General features: G+C 66.2%; 28 protein-coding genes. 10 read left to right on the top strand and 18 right to left on the bottom strand.

The features are described 5' to 3' along the window. Positions 1 to 140: 140 nt before the first annotated feature. Both DCM79_RS04955 and DCM79_RS04950 read left to right on the top strand, forming a co-directional pair. Positions 141 to 422 carry a hypothetical protein gene (locus tag DCM79_RS04955; RefSeq protein WP_257178905.1) on the top strand — a complete coding sequence of 94 codons (282 nt, stop codon included), beginning with the start codon at positions 141 to 143 and terminating at the stop codon, positions 420 to 422. A 30-nt stretch (positions 423 to 452) separates the two neighbouring features. Then, positions 453 to 713: a hypothetical protein gene (locus DCM79_RS04950; RefSeq protein WP_257178904.1), complete on the top strand. Its 261-nt coding sequence runs from the start codon at positions 453 to 455 to the stop codon at positions 711 to 713. 4 nt (positions 714 to 717) lie between these two features. On the opposite strand, the gene DCM79_RS04945 is transcribed toward DCM79_RS04950, so the two are convergent. The 8 genes from DCM79_RS04945 to ffh form a co-directional block, all read right to left on the bottom strand. Continuing rightward, on the bottom strand, positions 718 to 1,011 hold the full coding sequence (locus DCM79_RS04945; protein WP_257178903.1) for a DUF1330 domain-containing protein: 294 nt from the start codon (positions 1,009 to 1,011) through the stop codon (positions 718 to 720). Positions 1,012 to 1,101: 90 nt separating this feature from the next. Further along, positions 1,102 to 1,311, bottom strand: coding sequence for a hypothetical protein (locus DCM79_RS04940; RefSeq protein WP_257178902.1), 210 nt, complete (start codon positions 1,309 to 1,311; stop codon positions 1,102 to 1,104). A 95-nt stretch (positions 1,312 to 1,406) separates the two neighbouring features. Beyond that, positions 1,407 to 2,813: a 3-isopropylmalate dehydratase large subunit gene (gene leuC, locus DCM79_RS04935; RefSeq protein ID WP_257178901.1), complete on the bottom strand. Its 1,407-nt coding sequence runs from the start codon at positions 2,811 to 2,813 to the stop codon at positions 1,407 to 1,409. A gap of 459 nt (positions 2,814 to 3,272) precedes the next feature. Next, the gene (gene rplS, locus DCM79_RS04930; RefSeq protein ID WP_028133304.1) at positions 3,273 to 3,656 is read right to left on the bottom strand and encodes a 50S ribosomal protein L19; all 384 of its coding nucleotides are present in this window, start codon (positions 3,654 to 3,656) and stop codon (positions 3,273 to 3,275) included. A gap of 110 nt (positions 3,657 to 3,766) precedes the next feature. Beyond that, a complete protein-coding gene (gene trmD / locus DCM79_RS04925; RefSeq protein ID WP_257178900.1) occupies positions 3,767 to 4,522 on the bottom strand; it encodes a tRNA (guanosine(37)-N1)-methyltransferase TrmD in 756 nt (251 codons plus the stop codon). A gap of 118 nt (positions 4,523 to 4,640) precedes the next feature. Beyond that, entirely contained in the window at positions 4,641 to 5,198 is a 558-nt protein-coding gene (gene rimM / locus DCM79_RS04920; protein WP_257178899.1) for a ribosome maturation factor RimM, read from the bottom strand. Between the two features lie 9 nt (positions 5,199 to 5,207). Further along, positions 5,208 to 5,540 carry a 30S ribosomal protein S16 gene (gene rpsP, locus DCM79_RS04915; RefSeq protein ID WP_008133080.1) on the bottom strand — a complete coding sequence of 111 codons (333 nt, stop codon included), beginning with the start codon at positions 5,538 to 5,540 and terminating at the stop codon, positions 5,208 to 5,210. An 86-nt stretch (positions 5,541 to 5,626) separates the two neighbouring features. After that, positions 5,627 to 7,174, bottom strand: a complete 1,548-nt coding sequence (ffh, locus tag DCM79_RS04910; protein WP_257178898.1) for a signal recognition particle protein — start codon at positions 7,172 to 7,174, stop codon at positions 5,627 to 5,629. A gap of 443 nt (positions 7,175 to 7,617) precedes the next feature. On the opposite strand from ffh, the gene DCM79_RS04905 reads away from it, so the two are divergent. Then, the gene (locus tag DCM79_RS04905) at positions 7,618 to 8,682 is read left to right on the top strand and encodes an MBL fold metallo-hydrolase (RefSeq protein WP_257178897.1); all 1,065 of its coding nucleotides are present in this window, start codon (positions 7,618 to 7,620) and stop codon (positions 8,680 to 8,682) included. 187 nt (positions 8,683 to 8,869) lie between these two features. Here the strand turns inward: DCM79_RS04905 and DCM79_RS04900 are convergent, their stop codons facing one another. Next, entirely contained in the window at positions 8,870 to 9,595 is a 726-nt protein-coding gene (locus DCM79_RS04900) for an SIMPL domain-containing protein (protein ID WP_257178895.1), read from the bottom strand. Next, positions 9,592 to 10,392 carry a GyrI-like domain-containing protein gene (locus DCM79_RS04895; RefSeq protein ID WP_257178894.1) on the bottom strand — a complete coding sequence of 267 codons (801 nt, stop codon included), beginning with the start codon at positions 10,390 to 10,392 and terminating at the stop codon, positions 9,592 to 9,594. The genes DCM79_RS04900 and DCM79_RS04895 overlap by 4 nt, the downstream gene beginning before the upstream one ends. Before the next feature lie 232 nt (positions 10,393 to 10,624). Between DCM79_RS04895 and dapF the strand changes: the two genes are divergently transcribed. Beyond that, positions 10,625 to 11,500: a diaminopimelate epimerase gene (gene dapF / locus DCM79_RS04890; RefSeq protein ID WP_257178893.1), complete on the top strand. Its 876-nt coding sequence runs from the start codon at positions 10,625 to 10,627 to the stop codon at positions 11,498 to 11,500. Further along, the gene (gene mtaB, locus DCM79_RS04885) at positions 11,500 to 12,753 is read left to right on the top strand and encodes a tRNA (N(6)-L-threonylcarbamoyladenosine(37)-C(2))-methylthiotransferase MtaB (RefSeq protein WP_257178892.1); all 1,254 of its coding nucleotides are present in this window, start codon (positions 11,500 to 11,502) and stop codon (positions 12,751 to 12,753) included. The genes dapF and mtaB overlap by 1 nt, the downstream gene beginning before the upstream one ends. A gap of 197 nt (positions 12,754 to 12,950) precedes the next feature. Here mtaB and DCM79_RS04880 read toward each other — a convergent pair whose 3' ends face one another. Together DCM79_RS04880 and DCM79_RS04875 are read right to left on the bottom strand one after the other, a co-directional pair. Next, complete coding sequence (locus tag DCM79_RS04880; protein WP_257178891.1) at positions 12,951 to 14,060, bottom strand: DUF2336 domain-containing protein; 1,110 nt, start codon at positions 14,058 to 14,060, stop codon at positions 12,951 to 12,953. Between the two features lie 266 nt (positions 14,061 to 14,326). Then, complete coding sequence (locus DCM79_RS04875) at positions 14,327 to 15,028, bottom strand: RluA family pseudouridine synthase (RefSeq protein ID WP_257178890.1); 702 nt, start codon at positions 15,026 to 15,028, stop codon at positions 14,327 to 14,329. A gap of 44 nt (positions 15,029 to 15,072) precedes the next feature. Between DCM79_RS04875 and ftsY the strand changes: the two genes are divergently transcribed. Together ftsY and DCM79_RS04865 are read left to right on the top strand one after the other, a co-directional pair. Further along, positions 15,073 to 16,020: a signal recognition particle-docking protein FtsY gene (gene ftsY / locus DCM79_RS04870; RefSeq protein WP_257178889.1), complete on the top strand. Its 948-nt coding sequence runs from the start codon at positions 15,073 to 15,075 to the stop codon at positions 16,018 to 16,020. A 127-nt stretch (positions 16,021 to 16,147) separates the two neighbouring features. After that, the gene (locus DCM79_RS04865) at positions 16,148 to 16,750 is read left to right on the top strand and encodes a septation protein A (RefSeq protein ID WP_257178888.1); all 603 of its coding nucleotides are present in this window, start codon (positions 16,148 to 16,150) and stop codon (positions 16,748 to 16,750) included. Between the two features lie 138 nt (positions 16,751 to 16,888). Here the strand turns inward: DCM79_RS04865 and DCM79_RS04860 are convergent, their stop codons facing one another. The 5 genes from DCM79_RS04860 to ccmA all read right to left on the bottom strand — a co-directional run bounded on the left by DCM79_RS04860 (position 16,889) and on the right by ccmA (position 19,975). Further along, positions 16,889 to 17,482 carry a DsbE family thiol:disulfide interchange protein gene (locus DCM79_RS04860; RefSeq protein ID WP_257178886.1) on the bottom strand — a complete coding sequence of 198 codons (594 nt, stop codon included), beginning with the start codon at positions 17,480 to 17,482 and terminating at the stop codon, positions 16,889 to 16,891. Further along, positions 17,479 to 17,664: a heme exporter protein CcmD gene (gene ccmD, locus DCM79_RS04855; RefSeq protein WP_257178885.1), complete on the bottom strand. Its 186-nt coding sequence runs from the start codon at positions 17,662 to 17,664 to the stop codon at positions 17,479 to 17,481. Before ccmD ends, DCM79_RS04860 begins: the two co-directional genes overlap by 4 nt. Further along, on the bottom strand, positions 17,661 to 18,449 hold the full coding sequence (locus DCM79_RS04850; RefSeq protein ID WP_257178884.1) for a heme ABC transporter permease: 789 nt from the start codon (positions 18,447 to 18,449) through the stop codon (positions 17,661 to 17,663). The genes ccmD and DCM79_RS04850 overlap by 4 nt, the downstream gene beginning before the upstream one ends. 91 nt (positions 18,450 to 18,540) lie before the next feature. Continuing rightward, on the bottom strand, positions 18,541 to 19,209 hold the full coding sequence (ccmB, locus tag DCM79_RS04845) for a heme exporter protein CcmB (RefSeq protein WP_028150494.1): 669 nt from the start codon (positions 19,207 to 19,209) through the stop codon (positions 18,541 to 18,543). Between the two features lie 163 nt (positions 19,210 to 19,372). Continuing rightward, complete coding sequence (gene ccmA, locus DCM79_RS04840; RefSeq protein ID WP_257178883.1) at positions 19,373 to 19,975, bottom strand: heme ABC exporter ATP-binding protein CcmA; 603 nt, start codon at positions 19,973 to 19,975, stop codon at positions 19,373 to 19,375. Between the two features lie 239 nt (positions 19,976 to 20,214). On the opposite strand from ccmA, the gene acnA reads away from it, so the two are divergent. The 3 genes from acnA to DCM79_RS04825 all read left to right on the top strand — a co-directional run bounded on the left by acnA (position 20,215) and on the right by DCM79_RS04825 (position 24,912). Further along, a complete protein-coding gene (gene acnA, locus DCM79_RS04835; protein WP_028133286.1) occupies positions 20,215 to 22,935 on the top strand; it encodes an aconitate hydratase AcnA in 2,721 nt (906 codons plus the stop codon). Between the two features lie 219 nt (positions 22,936 to 23,154). Beyond that, on the top strand, positions 23,155 to 23,928 hold the full coding sequence (locus tag DCM79_RS04830; protein WP_257178882.1) for a thioredoxin family protein: 774 nt from the start codon (positions 23,155 to 23,157) through the stop codon (positions 23,926 to 23,928). A 612-nt stretch (positions 23,929 to 24,540) separates the two neighbouring features. Next, complete coding sequence (locus DCM79_RS04825; protein WP_257178881.1) at positions 24,541 to 24,912, top strand: DUF2794 domain-containing protein; 372 nt, start codon at positions 24,541 to 24,543, stop codon at positions 24,910 to 24,912. Between the two features lie 107 nt (positions 24,913 to 25,019). On the opposite strand, the gene DCM79_RS04820 is transcribed toward DCM79_RS04825, so the two are convergent. After that, on the bottom strand, positions 25,020 to 25,550 hold the full coding sequence (locus tag DCM79_RS04820) for a GNAT family N-acetyltransferase (protein ID WP_257178880.1): 531 nt from the start codon (positions 25,548 to 25,550) through the stop codon (positions 25,020 to 25,022). Positions 25,551 to 25,791: the final 241 nt, after the last annotated feature.

Genomic DNA, 25,791 nt, shown 5'->3' with positions numbered 1-25,791 from the left:
CGGGTTTCTTGGCGATGCATCCCGCTTTATAAGCGCGGCGAGGTTGACGGGCGCCGCCAAAACGGGGAGCGTGGGGCTCGAGCGAGACGGTTCAGGTGGGCGAGAAAATGCGAGCAAAAACAGCGCTGACGCTACTGTGCATGGGGTTGTTTTCGCAATTTTGCGTCGGTGCGGAGGCGCAGACGGCCGCCCCCGGTGTCAGGCTGGCGCAGGCGGCCACACCGGACGACATCCCGCCGCCGCGCAAGCGGCCCCCGGCGCGCCTGCGCGTGACACCCTATTACGCGCCTGACGGCGTCTATCCGCGCTACAATCCCGGTCCCGACGCCGTCCGCGTCTGCAACGCGACCTATGTGCAGGAATTTCGGCCGAGCGGCACGGTGATCGTGCCGCGTGTGAGCTGCTACTGGCGCCGCGGCTGAGGCGGGCGCGGGAGCCCGGTGGGGTGGTCCATGGCGAAATGGGTTGCGTTATCCGTTGCTGTCGCACTCGCCGCCGGCCTGACGCATGCTTTCGCTGCGCCAGCGATAACGATCCCGGAGGCCTCGGCGGGGATCGCCGTTTTCGATGCGCGGCGGCCTTCGCGAACCCAACCCAACGTGCGGCTCCTCGTGCGCCGCGATCCCCGCTATTACGCGCGGCCCGTCCACTACCGTCCCTATCCCTACGGCGCGCCCGCACCCTTCGTGTTCGGCTACGGCCCGTTCTGGTGAGTTGCTAGCCGGCGAATCCCTGCACCAGCAGCACGGTCGCCTGCGCGCCGGCCTTGCGGTCGCGCGAAATCTCCTCGTAGTCGGGTGAGTTCGAGAAGGCGAGGAAGGCGGCCTCGTCGGGAAACGACATCATGACGAGCTTGTCGTGCGGCCACGCCCCTTCGAGCAGGCGCGGATGCTCATCGGCGGCGAGCAGCCGTCCATTGAACTTCCTGAACACATCGAAGAACCGCGCCTGGTAGCGCTCATAGGCCGCGCGGTCGGTCATCTTCAGCTGCGCGATCGCATAGACAGTCATTTCCAAAAACCCCTCGCGTCGCGGCACCGTCCGCGTTCGTGGAGGGCGCGCATGAAGATCGTGGATGGTTAGAATACGCCCGGAACGCGGCTACAGCCAGTCCTTCAGCTTCCACGACGAAGCTTTCCACCGCATCAGATTGTCCAGCTTCCATTGCTTGAACATCGCCGGCGGCCAGCGGCTCAGCCGCGAGGTCTCTTCCATCTCGGGCTTGGCGACGATGCGCAAGGGCGCCGCGCGGCGGCGGTGCTGGCGCGTGGCCTCACTGATCAGGTCGACATATTCCGGCTTGTTGGCCATTGGTACGCGTCCTCGCGAAATCATCGCGAGGACGAGAGTGTCAGGCGATCGATTAAAGGCGGTTTGCCGCGATCGCTACAATTTGCAGAGCTGGCTTAGCGCCAGTCCCTGATATCGACGAAATGGCCGGCGATCGCCGCTGCCGCCGCCATCGCCGGCGAGACGAGGTGCGTGCGGCCCTTGAAGCCCTGGCGGCCCTCGAAATTGCGGTTCGAGGTCGAGGCGCAGCGCTCTTCCGGGGCCAGCTTGTCCGGGTTCATGGCGAGGCACATCGAGCAGCCCGGCTCGCGCCATTCGAAACCGGCCTTGATGAAGATCTTGTCGAGACCCTCGGCTTCGGCCTGCTCCTTCACGATGCCGGAGCCCGGCACGACCATGGCGTTGACATGCCCGGAGACGTGCTTGCCTTCCGCGATCTTGGCGGCAGCGCGCAGATCCTCGATGCGGCCATTGGTGCAGGAGCCGATGAAGATGCGGTCGACCTTGATGTCGGTGATCTTCGTTCCCGCGGTGAGGCCCATGTATTTCAGCGCGCGATGCTTGGAGAGACGCTTGGCTTCGTCCGCGATCTTGTCGGGGTCCGGCACGATGCCGGTCACGGAGACGACGTCTTCAGGCGAAGTGCCCCAGGTCACGATCGGGGGCAGCTTGGCAGCGTCGAGACGCAGCTCGTTGTCGAAATGCGCGCCGTCGTCGGAGCGCAGTTTCTCCCAATAGCGCATGGCCGCATCCCAGTCCGCGCCCTTCGGGGCCTTCGGGCGGCCGCGCAGGAAGTCGAACGCCTTCTGGTCGGGCGCGACGAGACCGGCGCGGGCGCCGCCTTCGATCGACATGTTGCAGACCGTCATGCGGCCTTCCATGCTGAGCGCACTGATCGCATCGCCGGCATATTCCAGCACGTAGCCGGTGCCGCCCGCGGTGCCGATCTCGCCGATGATGGCCAGGATGATGTCCTTGCCCGTGACACCGTCCGGCAATTTGCCGTCGACGGTGACGCGCATGTTCTTCGCCTTCTTCTGGATCAGCGTCTGCGTCGCCAGCACGTGCTCGACCTCGCTCGTGCCGATGCCGTGCGCGAGCGCCCCGAACGCGCCATGCGTCGAGGTGTGGCTGTCACCGCAGACGATGGTGGTGCCGGGCAGGGTGAAGCCCTGCTCGGGGCCGATGACGTGGACGACGCCCTGGCGCTTGTCGAACTCGTTGTAATATTCGATGCCGAATTCCTTGGCGTTCTCGGCCAGCGCCTTGATCTGCTCGATGCTCTCCGGATCGGGATTCGGCTTGGTGCGATCGGTGGTCGGCACGTTGTGGTCGACGACGGCCAGCGTCTTCTCCGGCGCGTGAACCTTGCGCCCTGTGGCGCGCAGGCCTTCGAACGCCTGCGGCGAGGTCACCTCGTGCACCAGATGGCGGTCGATATAGAGCAGGCAGGTGCCGTCCTCGGCTTCGTGCACCAGATGGTCGTTCCAGATCTTGTCGTACAATGTGGTCGGCTTGGACATGAGCGTCAGCTCCGAAGAATGTTAGTAGCGGATGTGCGCGAGTGCGCGCGGGCAACAGAGTCGTCAGCGCAGCCTTTCAGGCTGCGCGAATAAGCTCTGACGTTGCCGAGGTCGCGAAGCGGCCGAAGAACCGCCCAGGCAGCCGCGAGCGATCGTCGATGACGATGCGCTGGACAGGGGCGAAGCTGGTCGGATCTGGAAACATTCCAGGAATATATAGCAGGCCGAATTGAAATCGCGAGTGGTTTCAATGCGCGGTCAGGGCATGACCCTCATCCAGAGGAGCGCGTTCTTGCGCGCGTCTCGAAAGATGAAGGCCCGGCCGGTGGCCTCGCGCTTTGGGACGCGCGTTCCGCGCTCCTCAGGGTGAGGGGCGGCACCGCATGCGCGGCTTGAGGCCCAACAAAAAAGCGCGGAGCCGAGCCCCGCGCTTTCGAAACTCGCATGGAGCAGCGAGGCTTACTCGTTAACGGCAGCCTTGGCGTGCTCGGTCTTCTCGACGATGCGGGCCGACTTGCCGCGCAGGTTGCGGAGGTAATAGAGCTTGGCGCGACGCACCTTGCCGCGGCGCACCACCTTGATCGAGTCGATCATCGGCGACATCACCGGGAACACGCGCTCCACGCCCTCGCCGTAGGAGATCTTGCGCACGGTGAAGCTCTCGTTGAGGCCACCGCCGGAACGGCCGATGCAGACGCCTTCATAGGCCTGCACGCGGGTGCGGTCGCCTTCGACGACCTTCACGTTGACGATCACGGTGTCGCCGGGACCGAATTCCGGAATGTCCTTGCCGGCGGACAGCTTGTCGAATTGCTCTTGCTCGAGCTGCTTGATCAGGTTCATGGGTAAATCTCCATCGGCGCGCCCAGCCCTGGAAACGGGGGGCTGCGCAAAATTCGTCTATCCAGCCATTGCGGATTTGGCCGCTCCTATAAGGCAAGCCGGAGCGTTTGTCACCCGTCTGTCTTGTTTTTTGGCGTTTTTTGGCGCCCGGCCCGATTCGCCGGCTTCGGCGGGATCCGGGCCCATAAATCAGGCCGCCGGGCCTCGGTGAGCGCCTCCGATTGCGCCCGCCGCCAGGCCGCCACCTTGGCGTGGTCGCCGGAGGTCAGCACCTCCGGGATTGCAGCCCCCTCGAATAGCTGCGGCCGAGTGTATTGCGGGTATTCCAGAAGGCCCTCGGAGAAGCTTTCCTCGGTTCCCGACGCCTCCTTGCCCATCACCCCCGGCAGCAGCCGGACGCAAGCGTCGATCAGGGCCAAAGCGGCGATTTCGCCCCCGGACAGCACGTAATCGCCGATCGAGACCTCCTCCAGCCCCCGCTTGTCGATGACCCGCTGGTCCACCCCCTCGAAGCGCCCGCAGACGATCAGCGGGCCGGGCCCGCATGCGAGCTCCTGGACACGGGCCTGGGTCAATGGCCGACCGCGCGGGCTCATCAGCAGGCGTGGGCGTTCGGGTCCTGCCTCCGCCGCATCGATGGCCGCCGCCAGGACATCGGCCCGCAACACCATGCCCGGGCCGCCGCCAGCCGGGGTGTCGTCGACGCTGCGGTGGCGGTCGGTGGCGGAGGCCCTGATGTCCCGCGCCTCGAGCTTCCAGATCCCGGACGCCAGCGCCCGGCCGGCGAGGCTCACGCCCAGCGGCCCCGGAAACATCTCCGGAAACAGCGTCAGCACGGTTGCGCGCCAGGGTGACGGATCGGTCATCGGATCTCAGTTCTCGTCATCCCGGGGCGCGCGAAGCGCGAGCCCGGGACCCATAACCACCGCAGCCAGTTTTGCGATGGCTGGAGCAAACAGCTTAGCGAAAAATGTTGGCCTGTGGTTATGGGTCCCCGCGTTCACGGGGACGACCCGTGGAGAGAGCTTCGCCCCGCTCCTCGCCCTCGATCTCCTGCGGCAGCGCGATCACCACACGGCCGCCGGCAAGATCGACCTCCGGCACCACCGCGTTCGAGAACGGCAGCAGCATCGTCGCGCCCTTGGGCGGGGCGATCTCGATGATGTCGCCGGCGCCGAAATTGTGGATCGCGAGCACGCGGCCGAGCGCATCGCCCTCCGTGGTAACGGCGGCGAGCCCGATCAGGTCGGTGTGGTAATATTCGTCCTCGTCCGTCGCGGGCAGCTTGTCGCGCGCGACGTAGAGCTCGATGCCGTTGAGGCGCTCGGCCTCATCGCGGGTCGTGACGCCCTTGAACGTCGCGACCAGATGGTCCTTCGCCTCACGCGCCTGTGCGACTTCGAACTGGCGCTTGCCGTCCTTGGACAGCAGCGGGCCATAGCGCTTCACGGCAAAGGGATCTTCGGTGAAGGTCCATAGTTTGACCGCACCGCGCACCCCATGCGCGGCGCCGATCCGCGCGACGCAGACCAGCGCCGACATGATCCGGCCTTAGCCCTTCGCCGCGGCTTCGGCCTGCGCCTTGCGCTCCTTGCGCGGCACGGCCTTTTCGGGGTTGTTGCGCGCTTCGCGCTTCTTGACGCCGGCGGCGTCGAGGAAACGCGCCACGCGGTCCGACGGCTGCGCGCCCTTGGCGAGCCAGGCCTTCACCTTGTCCATGTCGAGCTTGAGACGGGTCTCGTTGTCCTTCGGCAGCAGCGGGTTGAAATAGCCGAGACGCTCGATGAAGCGGCCGTCGCGCGGAAAGCGGGAATCGGCGACGACGACATGATAGACGGGACGCTTCTTGGTGCCTGCGCGCGCGAGGCGGATAACGACGGACATTCAGTTCTCCTTCAAAGTACGTTTTGTTCGGTTGATTGGTATTTCCGCGTCGCGCGAGACCGGTGCGATCCCGTGCGACGAATTCCTCATTTCTTCTTGCCCGGGAAACCGCCGAGCCCTGGAAGGGTCGGCTTGCCGCTGAGGCCCGTGAGTCCCGGCACATTCGGCAGGCCTGAGCGAAGACCGGGCGGCAGATCCTTCGGCAGGCTCGGCAGGCCCTGGCCGCCGCCGCTCTGCATCTTCTCCTGCATGGCCTTCATCTCTTCCGGAGACGGCATCTTCATGCCGCCGCCGAAGCCCATGGCCTGCGCGATGCCGGCGAGCGGGCCGCGCTTGCCCGAGCCCATCGCCTTCATCACGTCGGCCATGTTCCGGTGCATCTTCAGCAGCTTGTTGACCTGCTCGACGCTCTGGCCGCTGCCGGCGGCGATGCGCTTCTTGCGGCTGGCCTTGAGCAGGTCGGGATGACGGCGCTCGTCGCGGGTCATGGAATCGATGATGGCGACTTGGCGCTTCAGGATCTTGTCGTCGATGCCGGCGGCCGCGATCTGGTTCTTCATCTTGGAGATGCCGGGCATCATCCCCATCAGGCCGCTGATGCCGCCCATGCTCGACATCTGCAGCAGCTGCTCGCGCATGTCGTTGAGGTCGAATTGACCCTTGCGCATGCGCTCGGCGGTGCGCGCGGCCTTCTCGGCGTCGATGTTGGCGGCGGCGCGCTCGACCAGCGAGACCACGTCGCCCATGCCGAGGATGCGGCCGGCGATACGATCGGGGTGGAAATCCTCCAGCGCATCGGTCTTTTCGCCGGTGCCGAGCAGCTTGATCGGCTTGCCGGTGACGGCGCGCATCGACAGCGCGGCGCCGCCGCGGCCGTCGCCATCGACGCGCGTCAGCACGATGCCGGTGAGGCCGACGCGCTGGTCGAACGCGCGCGCGAGATTCACGGCGTCCTGGCCGGTGAGGCTGTCCGCGACCAGCAGCACTTCGTGCGGGTTGGCCGCGGCTTTGATCGCGGCTGCTTCCGCCATCATGTCTTCGTCGAGCGTGGTGCGGCCGGCGGTGTCGAGCAGCACGACGTCGTAGCCGCCGAGCTTGCCGGCCTCCAGCGCGCGCTTGGCGATCTGCGGCGGCTGCTGTCCTGCGACGATGGGCAGGGTCGGGATGTCGAGATCGCGGCCGAGCACGGCGAGCTGCTCCATCGCCGCCGGACGGTAGACGTCGAGCGAGGCCATCAGCACCTTGCGCTTGTCGCGCTGGACCAGGCGGCGGGCGAGCTTTGCGGTGGTGGTCGTCTTGCCCGAGCCCTGCAGGCCGACCATCATGATCGGCACCGGCGGCACGGAATTGACGTCGATGGTCTGGCCTTCGCTGCCCAGCGTATTGATCAGCTCGTCATGGACGATCTTGACCACCATCTGGCCGGGTGTGACCGACTTGACGACGGTGGCGCCGATCGCCTGCTCGCGGACGCGCTCGGTGAAGCTGCGGACCACCTCGAGCGCGACGTCAGCCTCCAGCAGCGCGCGGCGCACCTCGCGCATCGCGGCGTCGACGTCCTTTTCGGTCAGCGCACCGCGCCCCGTCAGACGATCGAGAATTCCGCCAAGCCGTTCCGACAGATTGTCGAACAATGCCGTTGTCCTTTGTCCTGCTCGCGCAGGGTTGCCGCGTTCACCGCTGTCATGCCCCGGCTTGACCGGGGCATCCAGTACGCCGCGGCTTCTCGATTCTAGCCGAGGGGCCCCGGAATACTGGATCCCCCGCCTTCGCGGGGGATGACCACTCTCCTGGTAAGCAGTCGTCCAAACACCTTTGCGCCCGAGGGCGCACAGCGCTGTCGGGCGTTAACCTCCGGCCTCCAGGGCCGGTCGGCGGGTCGAAAAGAAAGCCTTTCCGAGAAAGTGGCGGGGTTAAACGCCGCTTCCGCCCAAAAGTCAAGGAAAGTTGGGGTGCCGGGGCGACGTTTCCAGGGCAAGAGCCTGAAAAGAGGCCCTTTTCCGCTGCCGGTTCCTTTTCGCCGGGATCCGCCCATATAGAACTGATGACCCGCCTCCGTTACCACCGCTGAAACCCCGTGCCGATCACCCGCCGCCGCCTGTTCGGACTGTTTGCCGGGGCCGGCACCCTGGTCGGCGCCCCCTCGCTCTGGATGTCCCGTATGAAGACCTATGACGGCCCGGTCTCCGATCATTTCGACGGCCTCACCTTTTTCGATCCGGACGGAGCCCCGCCGAAATCGCTGCGTGAGGTGCTGCGCTGGCAGTTGGGCGGCAAGCGCCAACGCGCGGCATGGCCGGATTGGGCCCCCAGCCCCCACGCCGACACCCCGCCGGAGCGGGTCGACGGCGACAAGGTGCGGCTCTCCTTCGTCGGCCACGCCAGCTGGCTGATCCAGGCCGGCGGCCTCAACATCCTGGTCGATCCGGTCTGGTCGATGCGGGTGTCGCCGGTCGCCTTCGCCGGGCCGAAGCGGCACAACGATCCCGGCATCGCCTTCGAGAAGCTGCCGAAGATCGACGTCGTGCTGGTCTCGCACGGGCACTACGATCATCTCGACATCGCGACGCTGTCGCGGCTCACCAAGAATTTTGCCCCGCGCGTGGTCACCCCGCTCGGCAACGACGTCACCATGCGCAGCTGGGATCCCAGCATCAGGGTCGAGGCGTTCGACTGGCATGACCGCGTCGAGCTCGGCAGCGGCATTGCCGCGCATCTCGTGCCGACCCGGCACTGGACGGCGCGCGGCATGTTCGATCGCAACAAGGCGCTGTGGGCGAGTTTCGTCCTGGAGACGCCGGCCGGGAAGATCTACGTCGTCTGCGATTCCGGCTATGGCGATGGCCGGCATTTCCGCCGCGTCGCCGAGAGGCACGGCAAGCTGCGCCTCGCCATCCTTCCCATCGGCGCCTACGAGCCGCGCTGGTTCATGCGCGACCAGCACATGAACCCGGAGGACGCGGTGAAGGCGCTGGCCGATTGCGGCGCCGAGGCCGCGCTCGGGCATCACCATGGCACGTTCCAGCTGACCGACGAAGCCATCGACGCCCCGGCCAAGGCGCTGGTCGAGGCTCTCGATGCGGCGAAGATTCCGCAGGAGCGGTTCGTGGCGATGCAGCCGGGACAGGTGGTGGAGATTTAGCTGAGATTTCGCGTCATTCTCCGCTGTCGTCCCGGACAAGCGAAGCGCAGATCCGGGACCCATAACCACAGGGGGAAGTTTGGCGAAGATTCGGAGTGACCTGCGTCGCGCGATAACCACTCTCTGTGGTTATGGGTCCCCGCCTGCGCGGGGACGACAATTGTATTCTTGGCCGGCAGCGTGCGTCTTACTGCCCTTGCTTGATCGCCCAGCTCACATTCACCGTCACCGACAGCGTTTCCTCGCCCGGCGCGACCGCGGCCTGCGGGGCTGCGGCCATTCGGTCGGCCATCCGCGGCTTGAACAGCGGCACCGGCGCGCCGCCCTCGGACACGCTCAGCGGGGCGCCGAGCGTCACGCCCGTTGCCTTGGCGTAGATCTCCGCCTTGCGCCGTGCGTCCGCGACCGCCTGCTCACGCGCATCGTCGAGCAGCTTCGAGGCCTGCGTTACCTCGAAGGAGATGTGGCCGATGTCGTTGGCGCCGGCGCCGACCAGCGTGTCGATGATGGCAGCGACCTTGGTGACGTCGCGGATCTTCACGGTGACGCGGTTGCTGGCGCGGAAACCGACCACCGGGGATGCGCCGGTGGATCTGTTCTGGCCGTATTGCGGCTGCAGCGACAGGCGCGAGGTCTGGTAATCCTTCTCGGCGATGCCGGCGCCCTTCAGCGCCAGCAGCACCTTGCCCATCGCGGCGTTGTTGGCGTCGGAGGCTTCCTTCGCGGTCTTGGCGTCGTTGGCGACGCCGGCGTCGATCTGCGCGAGATCCGGCGCCACGGAGACATTGGCTTCGCCGCTCACCGAAATGGCGGACGGGAAATCATCGGCGAGCGCAGGCGTTGCCGGCAGCGCGGCGGCAACAACGGCGGCAAGGGACGCAGCAAGGATGGCAGGGTTCTTCATGATTCTCATTTCAGCGGCACGAAAACGTTGATCACCAGCTTGTCTTCAACGGTCTTCAGGGGGTCGGTGAGGTATTCCTCGATGAAGGTGTCCTTGGCCTCCAGTCTCTTGTCGTCGAGGTGATTGGTGATCGCCTCGTAGGTGTTGTCCATGTTGTCGTAGGAGCCGCGATGGACGAATTTCAGCACCTTGCCCTCCGGCGATTTGCCGATGCTCATGTCCTTGGGCAAGTTCTTGGGGTCCTGCTCGACCGGGATCTCGGCCAGGAAGGTGAAACCGGTGTCGTCGGTCGAGGTGTAGACGACCATCGCATTGCCGGCCGCCTTGATACCCTGCTTGTCCAGGAGCGTGTTCAGCGCCTTGAAAGCGTCGATCAGCGTGTCGAAGGCCGAGTCCCAGTTCGCGGTGCCCTTGACCATCACGACCTTCCTGGCCTCGAGCGTGGTCTCCAGGCCGAACGGATCGGCGGTCTGCACCGGGGCGGGGGTTGCGGCGGCCTCCGGTGGCGGGGCCGTTGGGCGGGCCGTTGGGCTGGCCGAGGGTGAGGCGCTGGCGGCGGGGGAGGGCGTTGCGGCAGGTGCCGGCGAAGCGCTGGCTGCGGGCGATGGCGCTGCCGCAGGTGCGGGCGATGCGCTCGCGGCCGGGGAGGGGGTCGCCAACGGGGCCGGCGAGGGACTTGCGGAGGCGGCCGGTGCCGGGCTTGACGTTGCGGGGCTTGGGGTTTGCGCCAGAACCTCAGGCAGGCCAAGCGACAAGGCCGCTGCCGGGATCAGCGCGGCCAGAGCAAGACGACGAAACCCGATCATTTCATTCTCCCCAAGGCCTTTACCACCAAGGCCTTAATCACCAAGACCTTGCCCACCAAGGCCTCATCCGGCTCGAGCCCGGCCCCGCATCCCGGCTCGCGGCGAGCGGCGCCGTTCTAACACGCGAGTGCGGAATTCGTCCCATGACAGATGCGTCATGCCGCCGACCGCAAATCACTGGCCAAGAGGGCCAAGGATCGCCATATAAGACGGGCGAAATTCGGGAATTTTCATGAGCGCGCTGGCCAACCACGCATTTGCCAAGATGAACGGCATCGGCAACGAGATCGTCGTTGTCGACATGCGCGATTCCGCTGGCCGGGTAACGCCGGACGACGCCCGCGCGGTGGCGTCCGCGAACGGCGGCGTGGCTTACGACCAGCTCATGGTGCTCTCGAGGCCGCGGCTGGGCGGCACCGAGGCCTTCATCAGCATCTACAACAATGACGGCTCGGAGGCCGGCGCCTGTGGCAACGGCATGCGTTGCGTGGTCCGCCGCATCTTCGAGAAGACCGGGCAGACCAGTGCGACGTTCGAGACCGCTGCGGGCCTGCTCAACGCCTGGCAGGGTCCGTCGCCCGATCTCTACACCGTGGACATGGGTGCGCCGAAGTTCGGCTGGCAGGACATTCCGCTGGCGGAAGAGTTCCGCGACACCCGCTACATCGAATTGCAGATCGGGCCGATCGACAATCCGATCCTGCATTCGCCCTCCGTGGTCAGCATGGGCAATCCGCACGCGATCTTCTGGGTCGACGACGTCGACGGCTACGATCTCGCCCGCTTCGGTCCCCTGCTGGAAAACCATCCGATCTTCCCGGAGCGCGCCAACATCACGCTCGCCCATATCGTCGATGACAAGCACATCACGATCCGCACCTGGGAGCGCGGCGCCGGTCTGACCAGGGCCTGCGGCTCGGCGGCCTGCGCCACGGCCGTGGCCGCGGCCCGGCTGAAGCGCGCCGAGCGCAATGTCGAGATCACGCTGCCCGGCGGCAAGCTCGGCATCGAATGGCGCGAGCGCGACGACCACGTGCTGATGACGGGCACCGCGACCTTCGAATATGAGGGCAAGTTCGATCCGGCGCTGTTTGCGCCGGTCGCCTGATGGCCGTCGACATCGTCACCTTCGGCTGCCGCCTCAACGCCTTCGAGGCCGAGGTAATGCGCCGCGAAGCCGAAGCTGCCGGGCTCGAAGACACCATCGTCATCAACAGTTGCGCGGTCACCAACGAGGCGGTGGCGCAGGCGCGGCAATCGATCCGCAAATTGAAGCGCGAACGGCCCGGCGCGCGCATCGTCGTGACCGGCTGCGCGGCACAGACGCAAGCGGCGATGTTCGCCGACATGGCCGAGGTCGATCGCGTCCTCGGCAATGACGACAAGATGCGCGCGTCTGCGTGGCAGGAGACGCGCAGCGCGTTGGACCTCGGCGCCTGCGAGAAGATTGCCGTCAGCGACATCATGGCTGTCAGGGAGATGGCGCCGCATCTCGTCGACGGCTATGCGAGCGGCCTGCCGCGCGTGTTCGTGCAGGTGCAGAACGGCTGTGACCATCGCTGCACCTTCTGCATCATTCCCTATGGCCGCGGCAATTCGCGCTCGGTGCCGATGGGCGCGGTGGTCGAGCAGGTGCGGGCGCTGGCGATGCGCGGCCATGCCGAGATCGTGCTGACCGGCGTCGATCTCACCAGCTACGGCGCCGACCTGCCGGGCGCGCCCAAGCTCGGCCTGCTGACGAAGCAGATTTTGCGGCACGTGCCGGAGCTGAAGCGCCTGCGCATCTCCTCGATCGATTCGATCGAGGCGGATGACGATCTGCTCGATGCCATCGCCGAGGACGCTCGGCTGATGCCGCACTTGCACCTGTCGCTGCAATCCGGCGACGACATGATCCTGAAGCGCATGAAGCGGCGGCATTCGCGGCAGGACGCGATCGCGTTCTGCGACCAGGTCCGCCGCCTGCGCCCCGACGTCGTGTTCGGCGCCGACATCATCGCGGGCTTCCCGACCGAGACGGAAGAGATGTTCTCGCGTTCGCTCGATCTCGTCGAGGCATGCGGCCTGACATTCCTGCACGTCTTCCCCTATTCGCCCCGCCCGGGCACGCCGGCCGCAAGGATGCCGCAGGTGGCGGGGCCGGCGGTCAAGGAGCGTGCGAAACGGCTGCGCGCGGCAGGCGAAGCGGCGCTGCGCAAGCGGCTGCAAGCAGAGGTGGGAAAGACGCGGCAGGTGCTGATCGAGAGCGAGGCGCAGGGCCGCACCGAGCATTACCTGCCGGTGGCGATTGCAGGCGAGCGCGTCGGCAGCGTCGTGCCGCGGACGATCACCGGCAGTGATGGCGAACGGCTGACTGCGTAGCTCGTTGCTTTTCCCTTCTCCCCTTGTGGGAGAAGGTGGCGCGAAGCGCCGGATGAGGGGTTGTTTCAGCATACGCCATTGCGAGCGGCTCGCGCGCTGAGAGATACCCCTCACCCGTCTCGCCGCTACGCGGCGAGCCACCCTCTCCCACAAGGGGAGAGGGAAAACCGTGCAACGCCGCATCCACCAAACAGAATTTACGACGCCCGCACCTGCCAGAACCGCAGCGTCCGCTTGGCATCCTCCGCCGTCATCCGCGCATAATGCGCTTGCGCTCGCGCGAGGTCCGCGGGCTTCATCGCGCCGGTGGCGAAGCGACTTTCGAGCACGGCGATGGCGGTTTCCCAGCTGAGCTGGGCGGCCTTGCACGGCACCAGGAGGCCGTCGTCGCGCAGGCTCTGCATCAGTGGACGGATCACCTCGACGGTCGAGCCGGACAAGGCGGCCAGGGCGGCGGCGGTCTCCTCGTAACGCCGCTGCCTGGCGAAGCCGAGCAGCGTCGCCTCGTTGAGCTGGCCGGTGGCTTTGAGGCCTGCGACGGCGCGCTTGGCGCCTTCGAAATCGCGAACACCCGACATCTCGCGCTCGACGCCGACGGCTATGGCGGCGATCGCGCTCTGGATCTCCTCGAACAGATGTGGCGGTGCGCGCGACAACAGGCGGGCGCGCACGGCATCGGTGGCCGAGCGCAGCAATCGGCGGCGCAGCTCCGAGGGCAGGTCGACGCGGACGCCGACGCTGACGGCAAGCTCAGGATCCGCCTCGGCTTGGGCGACCATGAGCGCGAATCCGCTCCCGGAGACGCGCGCGCCGGGATTGGCGGCGATCCTGCGGCTGACACTGGGATAGCGGCGCGCCAGCAGCGCGTCGGTGACGATCTCCTTCAGCCACCAGCGGCCGGCGATCGCGAGCAGATGCGGCTCGCCCTTGGCTGATGCGATCTTCACCAGTTCGCTGTCGTCGAGGCGGGCGGATTCCTGCAGTACGGGACCGGCGATGCGGATCTCGTCGTTGCCGGCGAGGCGGCGGATCACGGAAGGCGGCGCCTGCGCGACCGGCGCCAGCTGCGCGCTGATCTCGGCGAGCGCGATGCGTGCGCCCATGTCGGCGAGCGCGCGCAGCTCGATGGTGCCGATCAGGCGATCGAGCACGTCGTCGAACAGCGCGATCTGCTCGTCGTCGAAACTGCCGGCGGAGGTGAGGAACAGGTCGGTGACCCGGCGGGCCGTTGCCAGGCCCTTCTCCGGCGAGCCGGCGCGAATCGCGGATTCGACCTCGTCGATGATCGATAGCCCGGCCGTGGACATGACGCGTTGCTCGTCCTGAGCGAATTGACGGAAGCTTGTTCTAAGCAATCGCGATCATGAGGGACGAGAACTGAAGGTTTCGTAAACCATGGGGCGGAGAGCTTGGCGAGCTTCCGCTGCGAATGCGTTGGCCTCCCTCCCCCGCTTGCGGGGGAGGGTCGGGGAGAGGGTGTTTCCGCAACGGGACATTCCCGGGAGAAAGAACCATCACCCGCGCCTTCGGCGCGACCTCTCCCGCGAGCGGGAGAGGTGAACACCAGCGGCAGCTACTCCCCGTTCCAGCCGCAAGCCCTCAGCTTCTCGTGCATGTGCGCCGGCGCCGGCGCCACGACGCGGACCGGCTCCTTGTTCCGGGAGATCGGCACCACGATCTCGCGGGAATGCAGGTGCAGCTTCGGCTCGCCGAAGCGCGGGCCGTTGCCGTAAATGTTGTCGCCGAAGATCGGCCAGCCGGTGGCCGACGAATGCACCCGCAATTGATGGGTCCGTCCCGTCACTGGTTCCATGGCGAGCCAGGTGAAGCCGTCGCCGCGGCCCATCACTTTCCAATTCGTGACGGCCTTCTGGCCTTCCGGATCGGGCTTCTGCCACCAGCCGCGCTCGGCATTGAGCCGTCCCAGCGGCATGTCGATGGTGCCTTCGTCGTCAGTGGGGCCGCCCTCGACCACGGTCCAGTAGGTCTTGCCGATCTTGCCGTGCTTGAAGAGGAGGCCGAGCGAGGCGGTCGCCTTGCGATGGCGGCCGAGCACGAGGCAGCCGGAGGTGTCCTTGTCCAGCCGGTGGGCCAGCACCGGCGGGCGCGGCAGGCCGAAGCGCAGCGCGTCGAAGGAATCCTCCAGATTGGGACCGCCCTTGGGGCCGCGATGCACCGGCAGGCCGGCCGGCTTGTCGATGACCAGCATCAGGCCGTCGCGATGGAGCACGCGGCTCAAGATCTCGTCAGCCGTCAATTGGGGAACATCGAGCAATTGCAAGACTTTCGTTTGGAAGCGGGAACGGCTAACACGCCTCCATGAACGATACCACCTCCGAGACCCCCAAGCTGAGCTGGTGGCGCCGCCTGTCCAACGGGCTGAAGCGCACCTCGTCCTCGCTCGGGACCGCGGTCGCCGACCTCGTCACCAAGCGCAAGCTCGACCGCGCCATGCTCGACGACATCGAGGACGTGCTGCTGCGCGCCGATCTCGGCACCTCCGTCGCGGTGCGCATTGCGGATGCGGTCGGCACCGGCCGCTACGACAAGGCGATCTCGACGGACGAGGTCAAGGACGTCGTCGCCACCGAGGTCGAGAAGGTGCTGGCGCCGGTGGCGAAGCCCCTCGTGATCGATGCGGCCAGGAAGCCTTTCGTCATCCTCGTGGTCGGCGTCAACGGCTCCGGCAAGACCACCACGATCGGCAAGCTCTCGCAAAAATTCGCCTCCGAAGGCCGCAAGGTGATGCTCGCCGCCGGCGACACGTTTCGCGCGGCGGCGATCGAGCAGCTCAAGGTCTGGGGCGAGCGCACGAAGACGCCCGTCATCGCGGGCGCGCAGGGCTCGGATTCCGCAAGCCTCGCCTTCAACGCGCTGACGGCGGCCAGGGAGCAGAACATCGACGTGCTGCTGATCGACACCGCCGGGCGTCTGCAGAACAAGGCCGAGCTGATGAACGAGCTCGAAAAGGTCGTGCGCGTCATCCGCAAGGTGGATGACACTGCGCCGCATGCCGTGCTGCTGGTGCTGGACGCCACCGTCGGCCAGAATGCGCTGTCGCAGGTCGAGGCGTTCCATCGCACCGCCGGGGTCACCGGCCTCGTGATGACCAAGCTCGACGGCACCGCGCGCGGCGGCATCCTGGTGGCGCTCGCCGAGAAGTTCAAGCTGCCGGTGCATTTCATCGGCGTCGGCGAAGGCGTCGACGATCTCGCGCCCTTCACCGCGCGTGATTTCGCCCGCGCCATCGCCGGAATCGAGTCATAGGTTTCTTTCGTCATCCCCCGCGAAGGCGGGGGATCCAGTATTCCGAGTCGCCTGTGGTCTACAATCGGCGGCACGGCGTACTGGATGCCCCGCCTGCGCGGGGCATGACAGCAACAAAGGTCAGGTAATGGACAAGACCCAGCCGCATCCGCTGTTCAAGCTGGCGACCGAGCTCGGTCCGCTGCTCGTGTTCTTCTTCGTCAACGCGAAGTTCAACCTGTTCGCCGCGACCGGGGCCTTCATGGTGGCGATCGCAATCGCGATGGTCGCGTCCTACGTAGTGACGCGCCACATTCCGATCATGGCGATCGTGACGGGCGTGATCGTGCTGGTGTTCGGCACGCTCACCCTGGTGCTGCACGACGAGACCTTCATCAAGCTCAAGCCGACCATCATTTACGGCCTGTTCGCGGCGATCCTCGGCGGCGGCCTGTTGTTCGGCCGCTCCTTCATCGCCGTGATGTTCGACCAGGTGTTCAACCTGACGCCGCAGGGCTGGCGCATCCTCACGCTGCGCTGGGCGCTGTTCTTCGCCGGCATGGCGGTGCTGAACGAGATCATCTGGCGCACCCAGAGCACGGACTTCTGGGTGAACTTCAAGGTGTTCGGCGTCACCCCGCTGACCATGATCTTCGCCATCGCCCAGATGCCGCTGACGAAACGCTACCATCTCGAGCCGGTGTCGCTGGAGAGGAGCGAGGCCGAGGCGGGGGACATCAGCAAGGGCTGACGGTCCCGTGTCCCGGACGCGCGAAGCGCGAGCCGGGACCCAGTCTCTTTCCAAACGTGACGTCGTGGTGACATGGGCCCCGGCTCTGCAGGCGCATCGATGAAGGATCGCTGCGCTGCGTCCGGGGCACGAGATGGCTTACGAGCCGGCCTTCAACGCCTTCTCCATCTGCGGCATCAGCACCGTCCGCAGATTGTCCGGCGTGATCGGGCCGACCAGCTTGTAGACGATGGTGCCCTCGGGGCCGACGACGAATGTCTCCGGCACGCCGTAGACGCCCCATTCGATCGAGGCGCGGCCGTTGGCGTCGACGCCGACACGGCTGAACGGGTTGCCGTAGCGGCCGAGGAAGCGGCGCGCGTTGTCGGCGGCGTCTTTGTAATTGATGCCGACCAGCTGGAAGCGTTTGTCCTTGGCGAGCTCGGTCAGCAGCGGCGCCTCGTCGTGGCACGGCACGCACCAGGACGCCCACACATTGACGAGGCTGACCTTGCCCTTGAACGCGGCGGGATCGAGGCCCGGCACCTGCGCGCCGTTGTCCTGCAATCCCGCGAGCTCAGGCAAAATGGTCTGCGGCGCCGGACGGCCGATCAGCGCCGAAGGAATCCGTGAGATATCGCCGCTGCCGAGCCGGAACCAGAACAGCAGCGCAAGGCCGATGAAGGCGATCAGCGGCAGCACCATCAGGAAGGTGCGGCGCTGCGGCGCCGCGGAGGCGGGTTGATCGCTCATCGCAGGTCCGTCGCACTGCGGCCGGACCGGCGCGTGATGCCGCGCTCCTCCAGCTCGCGCAGGCGCTGGGTCTGATTGCGATAATCGAGCGCGATCCAGCCGATCAGGATCGCGACCACGAACGCCGCCGCCGCATAGGACGTCACGATGAAGGATGCATAGGGACCGAGCGACATCATCATGCGGCCCCGACTTCGTTCGCATTTTGCCCGTGCGAGCCGGCGCCCATCTCGCTCGAGAATGCGACGCGGCTCGCCTGCATCATCTGCAGGGAGCGGACCCGGCGGCGCAGGATCTCGTTGCGCATCGCCGCCAGATGCAGCGTCACGAACAGCAGCGTGAACGCGACCGCCATCACCAGCAGCGGAATCAGGAACGATTTGTCGAGGGCCGATCCGCCCATGCGCATCACCGAGGCCGGCTGGTGCAGCGTGTTCCACCAGTCGACCGAGAATTTGATGATCGGCAGATTGAGCGCGCCGACCAGGGTCAGCACCGCGGCGGCGCGTGCCGCGCGCGAGGGATCGTCGACCGCGCGCCACAGCGCCATCAGGCCGAGATACATCAGGAACAGGATCAGCACCGAGGTCAGCCGCGCATCCCATTCCCAATAGGTGCCCCACATCGGCCGGCCCCACAGCGAGCCGGTAAGCAGCGCCAGGAAGGTGAAGGCGGCGCCGATCGGAGCAGCCGCCTTGGCGGCGACGTCGGCGAGCGGATGCCGCCACACCAGCGTGCCCAGCGAGGCGATGCTCATGACGCCCCAGACGAACATCGACAGCCAGGCGTTGGGCACGTGGATGAACATGATCTTCACCGTCGCGCCCTGCTGGTAGTCGTCGGGCGCGAGCGCGGCTTGATAGAGACCGATCGCGAGCAGGACGACGGTCGCGGCCGCGAGCCACGGCAGGACCCGCGCTGTCAGCGCGAGGAACCGCGTGGGGTTGGCGAGGTCGATCAGTGACATGGTACCCTGATAATCATCGATGGCCGCTCAGGCAATCAGCACGAAAGCGCGGGGCGAAAGTTGATCGGGGTCAAGGCCGGTCGCGTGCATCTCAATCGAGCCCGTGGCGCAGGCTCGCTGCAGCTGCGAAGGGACCGATCACGAGGCTGACCAGCGACAGCGCGCACAGGATCGAGAACGGCGCGCCGAACGTCATCGGGCCGACGATCACGGCCTGCGAGGCCGCAACCCCGAAAATCAGCACCGGAATCGACAGCGGCAGCACCAGCACCGCCATCAGCAGGCCGCCGCGGTGCAGCGTGACCGCCAGCGCCGCGCCGATCATGCCGGTGAACGTCAGCGCCGGGGTGCCCGCCAGCAGCGTCAGCGCCACCGCCCCGGTCGCGACCATGTCGAGGTTGAGCAGCAGGCCGAGCACGGGGGTTGCGACAATCAGCGGCAGGCCCGCCGCCAGCCAATGCGCCAGCGCCTTGGCGGCGCAGGCGAGTTCCAGCGGGGTCCGGCTCATCGTGATCAGGTCGAGCGAGCCGTCCTCGTGGTCGGCCATGAACAGCCGGTCCAGGGTCAGCAGGCTCGCCAGCAGCGCGCCGAGCCAGAGGATGGCCGGCCCCAGCCGCGACAGCAGCGCCAGATCCGGCCCGACCGCGAACGGCATCAGCACCACCACGGTCAGGAAGAACAGCACCCCGATCAGCGCCCCGCCGCCGACGCGGAGCGCGATCCGGATGTCCCGGCGAATGAGGGCAGACAGGGCGGTCATGGGGTGGCTCCGGCGCGCCCCAGGGGCGGTGCGCTCCCTCCCCCGCTTGCGAGGGAGGGCCGGGGAGAGGGTGTCTCGACGACGAAGGCTCCCCCAGAGGAGAGAGGCGAGGGAACGGAGAGGCCGGTGCCCAGCCGCTCGGAAAGCTGAGGGTGCAGGGAAATCACGCCGCACCCCCGATCCGCAGCTCCCGCGATTCGATCCCGAGCGGGGCATGGGTCGCCGCGACGATGAGGCCGCCGCGCGACAGGTGCTCGCGCATCAGGCCGCCAAACATGTCCTGGCCGGCAACGTCTAGCGCATTGGTGGGCTCGTCCAGCAGCCAGACCGGGCGGCGGACGGTCAGCAGGCGGGCCAGCGACAGCCGGCGGCGCTGGCCCGCCGAGAGGAAGCCCGCAGGCAGATGGGTGGCATGGTCGAGCCCGACGGTGGCGAGGGTCGCGGCGGCGTCACCGCGCTCGCCGCCCAGGAAATCAGCCCAAAAGGTCAGGTTCTCCGCCACGCTGAGGGCCGGCTTCAGGGCATCGCGATGGCCGAGATAATGGCACTGCTCGGGCAGCGTCAGCTCGGCATCGCCGCCCGCGAGCGCGATCTGGCCGCCCGCCGGCACCAGCAGGCCCGCGATCAGCCGCAGCAGCGAGGTCTTGCCCGAGCCGTTGCGGCCGACCACCGCCACGGCCTCGCCGGAGACCGCGGCGAAATCGAGCCCGGCAAACACCTGGCGGCCGCCCCGCACGCAGGCAACTCCCTGTCCGGAGAGCCGCATCTCGCCTCGTTTCAATTCACTCAAAGCCGGGCCTCAGGAAAACTTGGGGTAGCGCATGGGAATTTTTGGCTCGCGATTGCTGCGGCACGATTGTGGCTGTGGCGGTGCGGTTAGAAAGCTTCTATAAGCCCGGAACTACTTGATGCAGCAACTCAACCTGCCCCTGCAAGCGGCCCAGCCTGATACGCTGACGGTGTTAAGATACCCTGCCGGGTATAGCTAACAATTGGGATTCCTACATGACCTCGCTCGACAGCTTCAAATGCAAAAAGACCCTCAAGGTCGGCGCCAAGACCTACGTCTATTACAGCCTGCCCACGGCCGAGAAGAATGGTCTGAAGGGAATTTCCAAACTCCCCTATTCGATGAAGGTGCTGCTCGAGAACCTGCTGCGCAACGAGGACGGCCGTTCGGTCAAGAAAGAGGACATCGTCGCCGTCTCCAAATGGCTGCGCAAGAAGTCGCTGGAACATGAGATCGCGTTCCGCCCGGCGCGCGTGCTGATGCAGGACTTCACCGGCGTGCCGGCGGTGGTCGACCTCGCCGCGATGCGCAACGCGATGCAGAAGCTCGGCGGCGATGCCGAGAAGATCAATCCCCTGGTGCCGGTCGACCTCGTCATCGACCATTCCGTGATCGTGAACTTCTTCGGCGACAACAAGGCCTTCGGCAAGAACGTCACCGAGGAATACAAGCAGAACCAGGAGCGCTACGAGTTCCTGAAGTGGGGCCAGAAGGCGTTCTCGAACTTCTCGGTGGTGCCGCCCGGCACCGGCATCTGCCACCAGGTCAACCTGGAATACCTGGCCCAGACGGTCTGGACCAAGAAGGAGAAGATGACGGTCGGCAAGAAGACCGGCACCTTCGAGGTCGCCTATCCCGATTCGCTCGTGGGCACCGATTCCCACACCACCATGGTCAACGGCCTGGCCGTGCTCGGCTGGGGCGTCGGCGGCATCGAGGCGGAAGCCTGCATGCTCGGCCAGCCGCTGTCGATGCTGCTGCCCAACGTCGTCGGCTTCAAGCTGAAGGGCGCGCTGAAGGAAGGCGTCACCGCCACCGACCTCGTGCTGACCGTGACGCAGATGCTGCGCAAGCTCGGCGTGGTCGGCAAGTTCGTCGAGTTCTTCGGCCCCGGTCTCGACCACCTCTCCGTCGCCGACAAGGCCACCATCGCCAACATGGCGCCTGAATACGGCGCGACCTGCGGCTTCTTCCCCGTGGACGCCGCCGCGCTCGACTATCTCAAGACCTCCGGCCGTGCCTCGGCGCGCGTTGCGCTGGTGCAGGCCTATGCCAAGGCGCAGGGCCTGTTCCGCACCGCCAAGTCGCCCGATCCGGTGTTCACGGAAACGCTGACCCTCGACCTCGGCGACGTCGTGCCGTCGATGGCCGGCCCGAAGCGCCCCGAAGGCCGCATCGCGCTGCCGACCGTCGCGGAGGGCTTCTCGCTTGCGCTCGGCAGCGAGTACAAGAAGGCCGAGGAGCCCACCAAGCGCTTCCCGGTCGAAGGCAAGAACTTCGACATCGGCCATGGCGACGTCGTGATCGCCGCGATCACCTCCTGCACCAACACCTCAAATCCGAGCGTCCTGATCGGCGCCGGCCTGCTGGCGCGCAACGCCGCGGCGAAGGGCCTCAAGGCCAAGCCGTGGGTGAAGACCTCGCTCGCCCCGGGCAGCCAGGTGGTCGCCGAATATCTCGCCAATTCCGGCCTGCAGCCCTATCTCGACAAGGTCGGCTTCAACCTGGTCGGCTTCGGCTGCACCACCTGCATCGGCAATTCCGGTCCGCTGCCTGAAGAGATCTCGAAATCGATCAACGACAACGGTGTGGTCGCGGCCGCCGTGCTCTCCGGCAACCGCAACTTCGAAGGCCGCGTCTCGCCGGACGTGCAGGCGAACTACCTGGCCTCGCCGCCGCTGGTCGTTGCCTATGCGCTCGCCGGCAGCGTCACCAAGAACCTCGCCACCGAGCCGCTCGGCGAGGGCAAGGACGGCAAGCCGGTGTACCTGAAGGACATCTGGCCGACGACCAAGGAGATCAACGCCTTCATGAAGAAGTTCGTGACCGCGTCGATCTTCAAGAAGAAGTACGCCGACGTGTTCAAGGGCGACACCAACTGGCGCAAGATCAAGACGGTCGAGAGCGAGACCTATCGCTGGAACATGTCTTCGACCTACGTGCAGAACCCGCCCTATTTCGACGGCATGAAGAAGGAGCCGGAGCCGGTCACCGATATCGTCGAGGCGCGCATCCTCGCCATGTTCGGCGACAAGATCACCACCGACCACATCTCGCCGGCCGGTTCGATCAAGCTCACCTCGCCCGCGGGCAAGTATCTCAGCGAGCACCAGGTGCGTCCTGCCGACTTCAACCAGTACGGCACGCGCCGCGGCAACCACGAAGTGATGATGCGTGGCACCTTCGCCAACATCCGCATCAAGAACTTCATGCTGAAGGGCGCCGACGGCAACATTCCGGAAGGCGGCCTCACCAAGCACTGGCCCGACGGCGAGCAGATGTCGATCTATGACGCCGCGATGAAGTACCAGGAAGAGAAGGTGCCGCTGGTGGTGTTCGCCGGTGCCGAATACGGCAACGGCTCCTCGCGCGACTGGGCGGCCAAGGGCACGCGCCTGCTCGGCGTGCGCGCCGTGATCTGCCAGAGCTTCGAGCGCATCCATCGCTCCAACCTCGTCGGTATGGGCGTGCTGCCGCTGACCTTCGAGGAAGGCACCTCCTGGTCCTCGCTCGGCCTGAAGGGCGACGAGAAGGTCACGCTGCGCGGCCTCGTCGGCGACCTCAAGCCGCGCCAGAAGCTGACCGCGGAGATCGTCTCCGGCGACGGCTCGTTGCAGCGCGTTTCGCTGCTCTGCCGCATCGATACGCTGGACGAGCTCGACTACTACCGCAACGGCGGTATCCTGCACTACGTGCTGCGCAAGCTCGCGGCGTAAGCGCGGATTTGTGAACAATGGCTCACTGCGAAGTGAGTAGAAGCCCAAACGAAGGCGGCCTATCACAAGGCCGCCTTCGCGCGTTTGCGGCACGCTTCGGATCGGCCCGCCCGGCGAAAAGCTTCGCATCGGACGGACAGGCGTGCCGTGCCCGTAAGACTACGGTGACCATCAGGCGATAGAATCCTTCCCTATGAGTGACGGTGTGTGACGTTCGACATGACAGCAATGACGGCTTCTCATCTTTCGCGTTGGTCTGGTGCGCTCTGGTCGGGAGCTCTCGGCATCTGTGCCATCGTCGCCGTTATCCGGCCCGCCGAGGCTGAACCCCGTGCCGTCGTCGAACTGTTCACCTCGCAGGGCTGCTCGTCCTGCCCGCCCGCCGACCAGATCATCGGCGATCTTTCGAAAGACCCGTCGATCATCGCGCTGAGCATGCCGATCGATTATTGGGACTATCTGGGCTGGAAGGACACGCTGGCGGATTCGCGTTTCTCGGCGCGGCAGCGCGCCTATTCGCGCATGCGTGGCGACCGCGAGGTCTACACCCCGCAGGTCGTGGTCAACGGCTCCACCCATGTCGTCGGAAACGATCGTGCCGGCATCGAGAATGCGATCGGCAAGGCCACCAAGGGTACGGGCGTGATGAGCGTGCCGGTGACCATGTCGCTCGCGGGCAAGCAGATCAACGTCTCGGTCGCCGCGAGCAACGAGCCGGCCGTCTCGCGCGGCGAGGTCTGGATCTGCTCGATCGCCAAGTCGGTGCCGATCGCGATCACCCGCGGCGAGAATCGCGGGCAGCAGGTCACCTATCACAACGTGGTGCGCAACCTGCTCAAGGTCGGCGACTGGACCGGGCGTCCGGAAAGCTGGACGGTGCCGATCGAGAACCTCACGCGCGACGGCGTCGATGGCGCTGTGGTCTACGTCCAGGACGGCAGCCGCGAACGACCGGGCCCGATGCTGGGCGCGGCGTACACGTCGCTGCATTGAAGAGCGCGCTTCGAATCTTTGAGTCGAACATATTCTCAATCCTCATGGTGAGGAGCGCACCCTTGCGCGCGTCTCGAACCATGCAAGGCCCCCGCCGGTGCAGCTCGGGCCTGTCATCTTCGAGACGCCGCGCAAGTGCGCGGCCCTCAGGATGAGGCGAGAGAGTCTTGCCTCGGATGCTTGGAGAGACGGTCGCACGTCGCCAGCAACATCCCGGCACAAACAAAAAAGGACCAACTTGCGTTGGCCCTCCTTGTGGCGCGTACAGACCCGATCCTGTTCGACCCCGGGGGGCTGGGGGCTGAGGAATCCGGAACCGAAAGGACCGGGTCAACGCACGTGAATCTTCTCGCAATGCAGGGCGGCAGTCGCTAGGCGGAAAAGCGGCGATACTATGATTCCTGCTAACGATCCCGTGACGGTTTGCCGCGACAGAGTTCCACCTTTGCGTGTGGGAGGAGTCGCGACGGATTCGACCGGTTGAAAGCAGGCGCCGGGTTCCATCGAGGGCCCTTGCGGCGAAGAACGGTTGGCGCAATCATGCCCTTGTCATGATCCGGTTCCGGGGACGGTTCGCGGACCGGGTTAAGTGGTGCGATGAGGAGGCTCTCCATGAGTCTGATGTCGGAGGATGCCGATCCGAGCGAGCAGCGCGCGGCGGCGCGCCCCGCCGCCGTGAATGCGCAACAGAGCAGGGTGACGTTCAACCGGCTTGAGCTGAACCGTATCCTTAATCTCTACGGCCGCATGGTCGCCGACGGTGAGTGGCGCGACTACGCCATCGACTTCCTGAAGGACCGCGCCGTTTTCTCGGTCTATCGCCGCGCCTCGGAAGTGCCGATCTATCGTATCGAGAAGGATCCGCGCCTGGCGCGCAAGCAGGGCATGTACAGCGTGATCTCGGCGACCGGCCTGATCCTGCGCCGCGGCCACGAGCTGGAGCGCGTGCTGCTGGTGATCGATCGGAAGCTGGCGGTGGTGTGACGGCAGTCCCGTAGCCCGGATGGAGCGCAGCGCAATCCGGGGCCGCTGTGTCGGCGGATGGACCTGTCCCGGATTGCGCTGCGCTCCATCCGGGCTACAAGCTGAGCCTATTTCGTGGGCACCGTTCTCGCGCCCTCGCCGAGGTCGCGCTGCATCATCACCGTATCCAGCCAGCGGCCGAATTTCAGCCCAACATTGGGATGCGTGCCGATCATCCTGAAGCCGCCCCTGGTGTGCAGGCCGATCGAGCCGGCATTGGCGGAATCGCCGATCACCGCGATCATCTGGCGAAAGCCGCGCGCCTCGCATTCGGCAACCAGCCGCTCGAGCAGCAACGTGCCGATGCCGCGGCGGTGGAACGATGGATCGAGATAGATCGAGTTCTCGACCGTGAAGCGATAGGCCGGCCGCGGCCGGTAGGCGCCGGCATAGGCGTAGCCGGCCAAGCGTCCCTCGAGGATGGCGACGAAATAGGGATAGCCGCCGTCGATCAGCGTGCGGTAGCGGCGCGTCATCTCCGCGAGGTCGGGCGGCTCCAGCTCGAACGTCGCGGTGCCCTCGCGGACGGCCTGCTGGTAGATGGCGGTGATGGCGGGAAGGTCGGCCTCTTGCGTGGGCCTGATTTCGGGTGCGGACATGGGAGGAAGATTAAAGTCTTCCCGCGGCCGCTGGAAGGGGCTCCGCCGCCTCCGCCCCCATCATTGCGAGCATAACCTCCTCCGCCGTCATTCCCCGCGAAGGCGGGGAATCTAGTACGCCGCGGCCTCTCGGTCACTCGCGACTGCCTCTGGAATACTGGATCGCCCGCCTTCGCGGGCGATGACACTGTGCATGTGGCTCTACCGCGCCCTCCAAACAAAAACCCCGGCCTCGCGGCCG

The sequence above is a fragment of the Bradyrhizobium sp. WBOS07 genome (assembly GCF_024585165.1).
Taxonomy (GTDB): Bacteria; Pseudomonadota; Alphaproteobacteria; order Rhizobiales; family Xanthobacteraceae; genus Bradyrhizobium; species Bradyrhizobium japonicum_B.
This window is presented reverse-complemented; position numbering and strand designations above follow the sequence as displayed.